Annotated in this window: 5 protein-coding genes; 4 read left to right on the plus strand and 1 reads right to left on the minus strand. The window is 76.1% G+C overall.

Annotated elements, in window-relative coordinates; translation table 11 throughout:
• Window position 1 precedes the first annotated feature (1 nt).
• A complete protein-coding gene (locus tag ACSNOD_RS06545) occupies window positions 2-8,947 on the minus strand; it encodes an amino acid adenylation domain-containing protein (protein WP_436765792.1) in 8,946 nt (2,981 codons plus the stop codon).
• A 266-nt stretch (window positions 8,948-9,213) separates the two neighbouring features.
• Between ACSNOD_RS06545 and ACSNOD_RS06550 the strand changes: the two genes are divergently transcribed.
• The 4 genes from ACSNOD_RS06550 to ACSNOD_RS06565 are packed head-to-tail and all read left to right on the plus strand — an operon-like array spanning window position 9,214 to window position 12,708.
• Window positions 9,214-10,278, plus strand: a complete 1,065-nt coding sequence (locus ACSNOD_RS06550) for an ATP-binding cassette domain-containing protein (protein ID WP_436765793.1) — start codon at window positions 9,214-9,216, stop codon at window positions 10,276-10,278.
• Complete coding sequence (locus ACSNOD_RS06555; RefSeq protein WP_436765794.1) at window positions 10,275-11,099, plus strand: ABC transporter permease; 825 nt, start codon at window positions 10,275-10,277, stop codon at window positions 11,097-11,099. The genes ACSNOD_RS06550 and ACSNOD_RS06555 overlap by 4 nt, the downstream gene beginning before the upstream one ends.
• On the plus strand, window positions 11,096-11,947 hold the full coding sequence (locus tag ACSNOD_RS06560; RefSeq protein WP_436765795.1) for a thioesterase II family protein: 852 nt from the start codon (window positions 11,096-11,098) through the stop codon (window positions 11,945-11,947). The genes ACSNOD_RS06555 and ACSNOD_RS06560 overlap by 4 nt, the downstream gene beginning before the upstream one ends.
• Window positions 11,941-12,708 carry a GNAT family N-acetyltransferase gene (locus ACSNOD_RS06565; protein WP_436765796.1) on the plus strand — a complete coding sequence of 256 codons (768 nt, stop codon included), beginning with the start codon at window positions 11,941-11,943 and terminating at the stop codon, window positions 12,706-12,708. Before ACSNOD_RS06560 ends, ACSNOD_RS06565 begins: the two co-directional genes overlap by 7 nt.
• The last annotated feature ends 410 nt before the right edge of the window (window positions 12,709-13,118 follow it).

The raw sequence follows: 13,118 nt of genomic DNA on the forward strand, positions 1-13,118 counted from the left end.
ATCATGACATCTCCTCAACAGACCTCTTCATCGGCCGCAGCTTCGGCCGTGCCTTCTCGGCGGTGTCCAGGTGACCGGCGAGCGTCGCGACGGTCGGGGATTCGAACAGGGCCCGGATGGCCAGCTCGGCTCCGAAGACGGAGCGCATCCGGCTGATCAGCCGGGTGGCCATCAGGGAGTGGCCGCCGAGGTCGAAGAAGTTGTCGTCGATCCCGACCCGGTCCAGGCCCAGCACCTCGGCGAACAGGCCGCACAGGACCTCCTCGCGCGGGGTGCGCGGCGCCCGCCCGGTGGCCCGCTCGGCGTAGTCCGGCACGGGCAGCGCCCGGTGGTCCACCTTGCCGTTGGCGTTCAGCGGCAGCGCCTCCAGCGCGACGAACGCGGACGGCACCATGTACTCCGGCAGCCGGCCCGCGGTGTGCTCGCGCAGGGCGTCCGCGTCACAGCCACCGGAAGCGCCGGTGCCGGCGGAGGCGGTCACCACGTACGCCACCAGCCGCTTGTCCCCGGGCCGGTCCTCGCGGACGGTGACCACGGCCTGGGCGACCGAGGGGTGCGCGCCGAGCACGGTCTCGATCTCGCCGAGCTCGATCCGGAAGCCCCGGATCTTCACCTGGTCGTCGGCGCGGCCGACGAAGTGCAGCTGCCCCTCGTGGTCCCAGCGGACCAGGTCCCCGGTGCGGTACATCCGGGTGCCGGGCGCGCCGTACGGGTCGGCCACGAACCGGCCCGCCGTCAGCTCCGGGCGGCCCAGATAGCCGCGGGCGAGGCCGGGGCCGGCGAGGTAGAGCTCGCCGGGCACCCCGACCGGCACCGGCCGCAGCGCCGCGTCCAGCACGTACGCGGGGGTGTTGTCCATGGGGGCGCCGATGGGGACGGTCCCCGGGTAGTCGTACGGGCGGCGCAGCCGGTGGAAGGTGGCGAAGGTCGTGGTCTCCGTCGGCCCGTACACGTCGATGACGGTGGTGCGCGGGCAGTGCTCCATCACCCGCCGCAGCGCCGCGGTGGACACCACCTCGCCGCCGGTCCACACCTCGCGCACGCCGCGCAGGCACTCCGGGCGCTCCTCGGCCATCAGCCGGAACAGGCCGGCGGTGAGGAAGACGCTGGTGATGCCCCGCTCGGTGATGGTGCGGGCCAGCTCGGGCAGATCGAGGTCGCCCGGTGGGGCGATCACGACCTGGCCGCCGGAGAGCAGCGGCACCCACAGCTCGTACGTCGAGGCGTCGAAGGCGAGCGGGGAGTGCAGCAGCAGGCGCCGGTGCGCGCCGCCGCGGAAGGCGGAGTCGGCGACGAAGGCGGCGATGTTGCGGTGGGTGGTCGCGACGCCCTTGGGGGTGCCGGTGGAGCCGGAGGTGAACATGGAGTACGCCAGCCGGTCCGGGGAGACGGCGAGGTGGGGGTCGCGGTCCGCCGCGCCGCCGCCGTCGGCGGCGAGGCCGGTGACCGGGAGCACGGTGACCGCGTCCGGCCGCGGGAGCTCGGCGGGCGACCGGTCGGTGAGCAGCAGCCGGGCGCCGCTCGCCGACAGGATCGCCTCGATCCGGGAGGCGGGGTGGCGGGCGTCCAGCGGCACATAGACCGCGCCGGCCTTGAGCACGCCCAGCAGGCAGGCGACCGCCTCCGGGGAGCGCTCGTGGAGCAGGGCCACCCGGTCCTCGGCCCGGACGCCCTCGGCGATCAGCCGGTGGGCGATCCGGTTGGCGCGCCGGTCCAGCTCGGCGTAGCTCACCGTGGTGTCGCCGGAGATCAGCGCGGGCGCCTCGGGGGTGCGGGCGACCTGGGCCCGGAACAGCTCCGGCACGGACGCCGCCGGCACCTCGCGGACGGGGCCGCTCCAGCCGGTCAGCAGCAGGTCGCGGGCCTCGGGCGAGAGGATCTCCAGCTCGCCGACCGGGCGGGTCGGGTCGGCCGCGGCGGCGGTGAGCAGCCGGGCCAGGCAGTCGGCGAGGTGCGCGGCGGTACGGGCGTCGAACAGGTCGACGGCGTAGACGAGGCCGCCGCCGATGCCGGCCGGAGCGCCGTCCTCGGCGAACAGCTCGCGCAGGTTGAAGGAGAGGTCGAACTTGGCGGCCGCGGCGCGCAGATCCACGGTGCACGCCGTCAGACCGGGCAGCTCCGGCTCGGCCTCGGCGTTGTTCTGCAGGACCAGCATCACCTGGAACAGCGGGTGGTGCGCGAGCGAGCGGGCCGGGTTGACGATCTCGACCAGCCGCTCGAACGGGATGTCCTGGTGGGCGTAGGCGGCGAGGTCCGTCTCGCGCACCCGCTCCAGCAGCTCCTGGAAGCTCGGGTCGCCCGAGACGTCCGTGCGCAGCACGAGGGTGTTGACGAAGAAGCCGACCAGGTCGTCCAGCGCCTCGTCCGTGCGGCCGGCGACCGCCGTACCGAGGGGGATGTCGGTGCCCGCGCCCATGCGGCTCAGCAGCGCGGCGAGGGCGGCCTGGACGACCATGAAGGTCGTGGTGCCGGTGCGGCGCGCCAGCTCCACCACGGCGCGGTGCGTGGCGGCGCCGATGGCCACGTCGACCTGTTCCCCGCGGTACGAGGCGGTGGCCGGGCGCGGCGCGTCCAGCGGCAGTTCCAGCAGCTCCGGGGCGCCGGCGAGGGTCTTCGCCCAGAACCGCGACTGGAGCGCGAGGGCGCTCTGCGGGTCGCTCTCGTCGCCCAGCACCTGGCGCTGCCAGAGCGCGTAGTCGGCGTACTGGACCTCCAGCGGCTCCCACGCGGGCGCCGTGCCGTCGAGCCGGGCGGCGTAGGCGGCGGACAGATCGCGCAGCAGCGGGGCCGTCGACCAGCCGTCAGCGGCGATGTGGTGCATCAGCACCAGCAGCACCGCGTGCTCCTCGGAAACCCGGAACAGCGTGGCCCGCACGGGCGGTTCACCGGCCAGGTCGAAGGCGCGGCCGGTGGCCTCCGCCAGCGCCCGGTCCATGTCCTCCTCGGCGACCCGCACGGTCTCCAGGGCGGGGGCGACCCCGTCCGCGGGCAGGATCAGCTGCCGGGGCTCGCCGTCCACCTCGGTGAACAGCGTCCGCAGGCTCTCGTGGCGGCCGGCCACATCGGCGAGGGCGGCACGCAGCGCCTCCTCGTCCACGTGCCCGCTCAGCCGCAGCGCCAGCGGCACGTTGTACGTGGCGCTCGGGCCCTCCAGCCGGTTCAGGAACCACAGCCTGTGCTGCGCGTACGACAGCGGCAGGTGCTCCGGGCGCGGCATCGGGGCCAGCGCGGCGCGGGCCTCGCCCGCCTCGGCGAGCCGCTCGGCGATCCGCTCCACGGTCGGGGACTCGAAGAGCGCCCGGATGGGCAGCTCCACGCCGAACGCGGACCGCACCCGGCTGATCAGCCGGGTGGCCATCAGCGAGTGGCCGCCCAGCTCGAAGAAGTTGTCGTCCACGCCGACCCGGTCGATGCCCAGCACCTCGGCGAACAGACCGCACAGGATCTCCTCGCGCGGGGTGCGCGGCGCGCGGCCGGCGACGCGCTCGGCGTAGTCCGGCACGGGCAGCGCCCGGTGGTCGAGCTTGCCGTTGGGGGTCAGCGGCAGCACGTCCAGCGCGACGAACGCGGAGGGCACCATGTAGTCGGGCAGCTCGGCCGCCGCGTGGGCGCGCAGCGCCGCCTCGTCGCAGCCGCCGGCGGCCGGCACCACGTACGCCACCAGCCGCTTGTCCCCGGGCCGGTCCTCGCGCACGATCACCGCGGCCTGGGCCACCGCCTCGTGCGCGCCGAGCACCGTCTCGATCTCGCCGAGCTCGATGCGGAAGCCGCGCAGCTTCACCTGGTTGTCCACCCGGCTGACGAACTGCAGCTGGCCGTCCCGGGCCCAGCGCACCACGTCGCCCGAGCGGTACATCCGCGAGCCGGCCGGGCCGTACGGGTCGGCCACGAACCGGCCGGCCGTCAGCTCCGGGCGGCCCAGATAGCCGCGGGTGACCAGGTCACCGGCGATGTAGAGCTCGCCGGGCACCCCGACCGGCACCGGCCGCAGCCCCGCGTCCAGCACGTACATCCGGGTGTTCCAGATGGGCCGGCCGATGGTCACCACGCCGGAGGGCACGGCGTCGCCGGGCTCGATGCGGTACTCGGTGCAGCCGACGGTGGTCTCGGTGGGGCCGTACTCGTTGATGACGGTCGCCCCCGGGTGGCGGGCCCGCCACTGGTCGAGCACCTCGCCCATCAGCGACTCGCCGCCCAGCACGAGCTGGCGCGACGGCGAGAACCGGTCGGCGAGCTCGATCAGCAGCGGCAGATGGCTCGGGGTGGCCTTGACGAAGGTGGGCCGGGTCGCGTCGGTGACCTCGTCGGGGGCGGTGGCCCCGTCCAGCCGCACCAGATGGGCGCAGCCGCCGGCGGTCAGCGGCGCGAACAGGCCGGTGACGGTGAGGTCGAAGGAGACCGGGGAGTGCACCAGCGCCCGGCCCGCGACCGCGTCGTACGCCTGCCGCACCCAGGCCAGGTAGAGGCACAGGGAGCGGTGCTCGACCATGACGCCCTTGGGGCGCCCGGTGGAGCCGGAGGTGAAGATGACGAAGGCCGTGTGGGCGGGGGTCAGCGGGGCGAGGCGCTCGGCGTCGGTCAGGTCGTGGCCCGCGGCGGCGGCGATCTCCCGCGCGGTCCCCGGGGCGTCGAGCACCAGCGGCTCGGGGCCGTCGGGCAGCGCGGCCAGGTCCAGGGCGGCCGTCAGGTCCGGCAGGCCGGCCGAGTCGGTGATCACGGCCACCGGGGCGACGTCCTGGAGCATGAAGCCGGTGCGCTCGGCGGGGTAGGACAGGTCGAGCGGCAGATAGGCGCCGCCCGCCTTGACCACCGCGAGCAGGGCCACCACCAGGTCGGTGGAGCGGGGCAGCGCGACGGCCACATGGCGCTCGGGGCCGACGCCCCGCGCCACCAGCAGCCGGGCCAGCCGGTTCGCCCGCTCGTTGAGCGCCGCGTAGTCCAGGTGCTCGCCGGCGTGCTCGACCGCCGGGTTCCCGGGCGTACGGGCCACCTGGGCCTCGAACACCGCGGTGAGCGTGGTGCCGGGCACCTCGCGGCGCTCGCCGTGCCAGCCCGTGAGCAGCTGCAGCCGCTCCTCGGGGGCGAGGATCTCCAGGGCGCTCAGCGGCTGATCGGGGTCGGCCGCGGCGGCGGCCAGCAGCCGGACCAGGCGGTCGGCCAGGGCCCGGGCGCTCTCCTCGTCGAAGAGGTCCGCCGCGTACTCCAGGGTGCCGGCGATGCCGGTGGGGGCGCCGTCGTCGGCGTGGCGCTCCTGGAACGAGAAGGACAGGTCGAACTTGGCGACCCGCTTGTCCACGGTGGTCAGTTCGGCGTCCAGACCGGGCAGCGCGAACGCGGCGCGGGTGGTGCCCGCGAAGGTCAGCATGGTCTGGAACAGCGGGTGGTGGGCGAGCGAGCGCGCCGGGTTGACGATCTCCACCAGCCGCTCGAACGGAAGGTCCTGGTGGTCGAAGGCGGCCAGGTCACCGGCGCGCACCCGGCCCAGCAGCTGCCGGAACGTCGGGTCGCCCGCGGTGTCGGTGCGCAGCACCAGGGTGTTGGCGAAGAAGCCGATCAGATCGTCCAGGGCCTCGTCGCCGCGGCCCGCCACCGGGGTGCCGATGGGGATGTCGGTGCCGGCGCCGAGCCGGGTCAGCAGGGCGCCCAGGGCGGCCTGGACGGTCATGAAGACGGTGGTGCCGGTCCGGCGGGCGAGCCGGGTCAGCCGCTCGTGCAGCTCGGCGTCCACGGTCAGGTCGACGAGGCCGCCGCGGCCGCTGGCGACCGCTGGCCGGGGCCGGTCGGTGGGCAGCTCCAGCACCTCGGGGAGGCCGCTCAGCCGCTCCTTCCAGTACGCGGCCTGCCGCTCCATGGCCGCGGAGCCGTCGGCGAGATGGGCCTGCTGCCACAGCGCGTAGTCGGCGTACTGGACGGGCAGCGGCTGCCACGCGGGCGCCTCGCCGCGCAGTCGGGCCGCGTACGCGGTCGACAGATCGCGGCTGAGCGGGGCGAGGGAGGAGCCGTCGGTGACGATGTGGTGCAGCAGCAGGAGCAGGACGTGCCGCTCCGGGCCGACGGGGAAGAGGACGGCGCGCAGCGGGGGCGCGGCCTCCAGGTCGAAGCGGTGCCGGGCGGCCTCGGCCACGGCTTCGCGCAGCGCGCGCTCGGCGGCCTCGCCGCCGGCCTCGCCCGGCTCGGGGAGCTCGTGGACCAGCGGCTCGGGGCGGAACGCGGCGGGCTCCAGCACCTCCTGGTACGGGACACCGTCCACGGCCGGGTAGCGGGTGCGCAGCACCTCGTGACGGGCCGTCAGGTCGGCGAGGGCCCCGGCCAGCGCGGCGCGGTCGAGCGGACCGCGCAGATCGAGGGTGAGCGCCACGTTGTAGGCGGCGCCGCTGTCCTCCACCTGGTGCAGGAACCACAGGCGGTGCTGGGCGGCGGAGAGCGCGATCCGCTCGGGGCGGTCGACGGGGACGAGCGCGGGGCGGCCCGCGTCGGCGTCGTCGATCCGGGCCGCGAGCTCGGCCACGGTCGGGGCGTCGAACAGGGCGTGCACGGACAGGGTGGCGCCGAGCGCCTTGCGCACCCGGTTGATCAGGCGGTTGGCCTTGAGCGAGTGGCCGCCCAGGGCGAAGAAGTCGTCGTCGATGCCGACCCGGGGGACGCCGAGCACCTCGGCGAAGATCCCGCACAGCACCTCCTCGCGGAGGGTGCGCGGGGCGCGTACGGGCCGGCCGGCGGCCGCCGCTCCGGCGGGCGCGGAGTCGGCGGCGGGCACGGGCAGCGCGGCCCGGTCCACCTTGCCGTTGGGGGTGAGCGGCAGCGCGTCCAGGACGGTGAAGGCGGCGGGCACCATGTGCGCGGGGAGCCGCGCGGCGACGGCGGCGCGGATCTCCTCGACGGCCGGCGCCCCGGCCCCGGCCTCGGGCACGAGACAGGCGACGAGCCGCTGGTCGCCGGCGGCGTCGGGGGTGGCGGTCACGGCCGCGGCGGCGATGCCGGGCTGCGCGGCGAGCACGGCCTCGATCTCGGCCGGCTCCACGCGATGGCCACGGATCTTCATCTGATCGTCGGCGCGCCCCAGGTACTCCAGGGTCCCGTCGCCGTTGCCGCGCACGAGGTCACCGGTGCGGTAGTCCCGCACGGCGGGGGCGGGAACGGCACGCGCCCCGGGCGCGGGGGCCACCTCGAAACGCGCGCCGCCCCCGGTCATGGGGCCGGTGGAGCCGGCGTCGAGCCCGGCACGGGCCGTGGCCTCCGCGCCGGACGCGGCGCACGCGCCAGCGTCCACGCCGGAAGCGGCCTGGGGACGCGCAGCGGTCGCGGCGCCGGAAGCGCCCTCGGGGCGCACGTCCGCCGCGGCGGGGCCGTCCGCCGCCGGGGCGGCGTCCGAACCGCCGGCACGGCCGGCGGAACCCGGCTCGGCCGGGCCGTTCGCCACGGCACCGGCCCCGAGCGCGGGGGGCGCCTCGGAACGGGTGCCGCCCCCGATCATGCGGCCGGCGGAGCCGACGTCGAGCCCGGCACAGGCGGCGGCCTCCGCCGCGGAGCCGGCATACGGGCCAGCGTCGGCGCCGGAAGCGCCCTCGCGGCGCGCGCCGGCCGCGTCAGCGGCCTGGGTGCGGCCGTCCGCCGACGCACCCGCACGGCCCGCGGAAACCGACTCCGCCGGGGCGAAGCCGGAGGTCTGGGTGGGGTCGCCCTCGTCCGCGTAGCGGGCGAGGTAGCGCGTGCGGACGACGAGTTCGCCGCCGGCGGCCGCCGCCGCGTCCCCGGCCGGCACCAGCCGGCCGTCCTCCGTGCGCACCAGCAGCGTCACCCCGTCGATGCCGGGGCCCAGCGGCAGCCGGGCGCCGCCCTCCGCGCGCACCGGACCGCCCGGCTCGCGCACGGTCAGCACCGAGATCGCCTGCGGGGTCTCCGTCGCGCCGTAGAGGTTGAGCAGCCGGGCCGCGGGCGCGAGCCCGGCCCACGCGGCGGCCGTGTGCCGGCCGAGCGGCTCGCCGCCGAAGCCGGCCTGCCGCAGCCGCGGCCAGCCCCCGGCGGGCGCGGCGTCGGCGAGGGCGTCACCGAGCCCGGGGGTCAGGTGGAGGACGGTGATCTCCTCGTCCGCCAGCCAGCGCCCCAGCCCGGCCGCGTCCCGCGGGTCGAGACCGGGCACGTGCACGGAGGCGCCCACCCACAGCGGAGCGAACAGGTCGCGCAGCAGCGGGTCGTGGCCGAGGCCGGAGACCGCGGCGAAGCGGTCGTCGGCGGTGAGGCCGAACGTGTCGGTGTACCAGTCGAGGAAGTGCGCGACCGGCGCCCACGCGCCGAGCACGGCACGCGGCCGGCCGGTGGTGCCGGAGGTGAAGGTCAGATACGCGGTGTCCCACGGGTCGCGGTCGGCGCCCGAACCGAAAACGGCCGAGCCCACGCCCGAAACGCCCGAGCCCGAACCCGTAACGGCAACGCCCGAACCCGTAACGACGTCCGCCGCCCCCGGCCAGGAGCCGTCCGCCGCCGGGCCGATCACCGGGGTCGCCCCCGCGGCCACCGCCGGCACGCCCTCCCCCGTGCAGTCCAGCCACACCCGGGGCCGGGCCCGGTCCGCGCAGTCCGCGAGCCGCTCGGCGGGGTACGCGGAGTCCAGGACGGTGAACGCGGCGCCCGCCTCGGCGATCGCGAGCAGGGCGATCAACAGCCGCGGGTGGCGGTGCGCGTGGACGGCGACCGTGTCGCCCGCCCCGACGCCCTCGGCCCGCAGCCGCCCGGCGAGGCGCCCCGCGGCGTCCGCCAGCTCGCGGTAGCTCCACCGGCGGCCGGCACCGGTCAGCGCGAGGGCCTCCGGCGTACGGGCCGCGTGCGCGGCGAGCCTGGCCGACAGGGACGCGTACGGCTCGTACGCCCCGCGCGGCCCCGCGGCCCCCTCGGTGCGGGCCTGCCGGCCCACCGGCCGCTCGGAACCCCGCATCGGCACACCTTCCATGACTGTCGACTCCTCATTCGCTCATGGGCCGTACGACCTCGGCGCGATCTGTCGACGGACGCTACGGACGGCGGTTTTCGTCGCGTTATTGACGCCCTTTCACCCCGGCCCGCGGCCCCGGATACGGAGGCGATAAGCGGCCAATAGCCCCCGCTCCTACGGTCGGCCTGCCGGTTGCTGTCAGGGGCTGGTGGTGGTGCAGCCGGTGCTGACCGTGCCCACCGGCCGCCTCCGGTGGCCACCGGAGAAAGAAGCGAGAGGACCCGATGACGACGGCGATCCGGATCGAGAATCTGGTCAAGAGTTTCGGGGGCACCCCCGCAGTGCGCGGGGTGAGCCTGGAGGTGACGGCGGGCCGGGTGCTCGGCCTGCTGGGCCCCAACGGGGCGGGCAAGACCACCACCGTCAGAATGCTGGCGACGCTGGTGCGCCCGGACGGCGGGCGGGCGGAGATCCACGGCTACGACGTGGTGCGCCACGCCCCCCAGGTGCGCTCCCTGATCGGCCTGACCGGCCAGTACGCGGCGGTGGACCAGGACATCTCCGGCTGGGAGAACCTCTACCTGGTCGGGCGGCTGCTCGACCTGCCGGCCCGCGCCGCGCGCGCCCGGGCCGACGAGATGCTGGAGCGCTTCTCCCTCACCGAGGCCGGCCGCCGCCCCGCCGGCGGCTACTCCGGCGGCATGCGCCGCCGGCTGGACATCGCCGTGAGCCTGGTCGGCAACCCGAAGGTGCTGTTCCTGGACGAGCCCACCACCGGGCTCGACCCGCGCAGCCGCAACGAACTGTGGGACGAGGTGCGCGCGCTGGCCGGCTCGGGCACCACCGTGCTGCTCACGACCCAGTACATGGAGGAGGCGGAGGCGCTCGCCGACTCGCTCGTGGTCATCGACCGCGGGCAGGTCATCGCCTCCGGCTCCACGGAGGAGCTGCGCCGCCGGGTGGGCGGACAGGTGCTGCGGGTGGTGCCGGAGGACGCGGCCCGGCTCGCCGAGGTGCGCGGCGCCCTGCGCGCCGGCGGCATCGGCGAGGCCGAGATCGACCCGGACGCCGGCCTGGTGCAGCTCCCGCTCACCGACCGGAGCGCGGGGCTCACCGCGGCCGTACGGGTGCTGGCGGAGGCCGGCATTCCGCTCGCCGGCATCAACACGCATGTGCCCACGCTCGACGAGGTCTTCCTGACGCTCACGGGGGCGCCCGGCGCGGACGCGTCGGACGCGGGCACGACCGGAGCGGACGGAGCGGACACGGCCGACACGGGCGCGCCCGACACCGACGCGGACGCGGCCGGCGCGCGCACGGCACACGAGGCAACGAGGAGCGCGGCATGAGCGTGATCACCCCATCCCCCGGCGCGTTGGACGACCGCGGACCCATCGGCTCCGTACCGGGCGTGACGCAGACCGTACGGCACTCCCTGGCCATCGCCCGCCGCAATCTGCGCAAGGTGCTGGCCAGCCCCGGCCAGGTGCTCGACGCCACCCTGATGCCGGTGGTCTTCGCGCTCATCTTCGTCTTCGTCTTCGGCGGCGCGATCTCCGGCAGCAACGCGGAGTACCGGCAGTACCTGATGCCCGGCATCATGGCGCTGACCATCACCATCGCCTCCCGCAGCTCCGGGCTGAGCCTCAACACCGACTTCACCAACGGGGTGATGGACCGCTTCCGCTCGCTGCCGGTGGCCCGCTCCGCCGTGCTGACCGGGCGCATCCTCGCGGACGCGCTGCGCATGCTCGTCAGCCAGCTCGTGATCCTCGCCTTCGCCCTGCTGATCGGCTTCCGGGTGCACACCTCGGTCGTCTCCGCGGCGGCCGCCATCGGCATCGTGCTGCTCTACGGCATCGCCCTGTGCTGGATGCACGCCTACATCGGGCTGGTCGCCCGCACGCCCGAGACCGTGCAGAGCGTCGGCATGCTCGCCATGGTGCCGTTCCAGTTCGGCAGCTCGATCTTCGTGGACCCGGGCACGATGCCCGGCTGGCTGCGGGTGATCGTCGCCAACAACCCGATGACGCTCGTCGTCGACGCCGCCCGCAACCTGATGATCGGCGGCCCGGTGGCCCACCAGGTGCTGGGCGCGCTGGCCTGGAGCGTCGGCCTGATCGCCCTGTTCGCGGGGCTGTCGATCCGCGCGTACCGGAGGCGGGTGTGACGCCCGCGGCCTCCCGGTGGCTGCGCGTGCTGCGCGCCGTCCCCGACCCCCGCGCCCGGCTGATCTGCTTCCCGCACGCCGGCGGCACCGCGTCCTTCTTCCGCTCCTGGCCCCGGTGGCTCCCCGCCGACGTCGAGGTCGCCGCCGTCCGCTACCCCGGGCGGGAGGACCGCATCGGCGAGCCCTGCCCGGCCGGCATGCGGGAGCTGAGCGACGCGATCGTCTCCGCGCTGCTCCCGCTGACCGACCGCCCGCTGGTCCTCTTCGGCCACAGCATGGGCGCCTCCGTCGCCCACGAGGTGGCGCTCGGCCTCACCGAGGAGCACGCGGCGCCGCCCGCGGCCCTGCTGGTCTCCGCGCGCTGCGCGCCGCAGCGACTGCGGCCCACCGGCACGGGGGACCTGCCCGACGACGAGCTCATCGCCGAGGTCGTCCGGCGCGGCGGGCCGGTGTCCGCGGCGCTCGACCACCCCGAGGTGCGCGAACTCGCGCTGCCCGCCATCAGGGCGGACTACCGGCTGCTCGACCGGTACGCGGCGGAGGTACGGGCCGATGCGGGCGTACGGGCCGATGCGGACGTACGTGTCGGTGCGGGCGTACGGGCCGGGCGCGTCCGGCTGGCCACGCCGGTCACGGCCTACTACGGCGAGCGCGACGACAAGCTGCCGGTCGACGACGTACTCGCCTGGTCCGCCACCACCGACGCGGGCTTCGCCGCCCGCGGCTTCCCCGGCGGCCACTTCTACCTCGTGCCGGACGAGCCGGCGCTGGTCGGCGACGTCACCGAGCGCCTCACGTCCGCCGTCCCGGCCCCTCCCGGCCCCCACACCACGGAGAGAACGTGCTGACCCCCACCCGCCTCGCCACCGGCACCGACCTGCTCGCCGCCGCCCCCGACCCGTGGACCCGCGGCCTGATCGCCCCGTCCTGGACCGGGCCGGCCTGGGCGGCGGACGGCGCCGCGGCCTACGGCACCGCCACCGGGCCCGACCCCGCCGGCTGGATCACCCTCGTCGGCGAACCCGCCGCGGCGGGACGGCTGCTGCGCGCGGTGCTCGCGGACCTGCCCGAGCCTCCGTACGGGGTGACCGTGCCGCGCGGCACGGACCTGGACGGCGTCCCCGGCGCCCCGGACCCGGCGGACGACGCCGAGGCGTACGAGCACTGGGAACTGATGACCGCGGCGCGCGCGCCCGAGCCCGTACGGGGTGAGGAACGGGTCGCCGCGGCGGAGGGCGACCCGGCGGAGATCGGCGCGCTGCTCGCCGTCGCCAGCCCGGGGTACGCGGTGCGGCCCGGCGACCCCCAGGTCGAGCTGTGGGCGGCCGTCCGCGCGCCCGGCGGCGACCTCGCGGCGGTCGGGGCGCTGCAGCGGCGTCCGGCGACCGGGGTCGCCCACCTCGCCTCGATCGCCACGGGGCCCGCGTGGCGCGGGCAGGGGCTCGGTGCGGCGGTCACCTCGTGGCTGACCCGCCGCGTCCTCGCCTCCGGCGACCCGGAGTGCACGCTCTCCGTCCACTCCACCAACGCGACGGCCCGCCGCCTCTACGAACGCCTCGGCTACGCCACGGTCTCGACGTTCACGAGCGTCTCCCTGGACGAGTCCTAGCCCCCGGCTCGTTCTTTGCGCGACGCCCCCGTCGTGGCTTGCCCCTGACGTACGGCGCGCCCTCCGGGCGAGTCCGCGCGACGCCCCCGTCGTGGCTCGCCCCTGCATTCCCCGGCCTCGGCCGGTGGTGCTTCCCCGCCCCTCCGGCACGGCTCCCATACCCCCGGCCGAAGGCCGGGGGCCTTTGCCCGCCCCGAAGGGGCGGGGGTGTGCGTTTCCCGGCCTCCGGCTGGGGCCACGTTGCCTGTGCCGTGAGCGCCACGAGCGTCTGCCCGCGCCTTCGGTGCGGACCACCACCTCCACCCCGGCCGAAGGCCGGGGAAAACACCCTGCCCCTTCGGGGCAGGAGAGGGGGCCGCGCTGAAGGCCGGGGCCATTTCCCGCCCCTTCGGGGCGAAGCACCACCCCAC

This window comes from Streptomyces sp. URMC 123 (genome assembly GCF_051386515.1).
GTDB lineage: Bacteria > Actinomycetota > Actinomycetes > Streptomycetales > Streptomycetaceae > Streptomyces.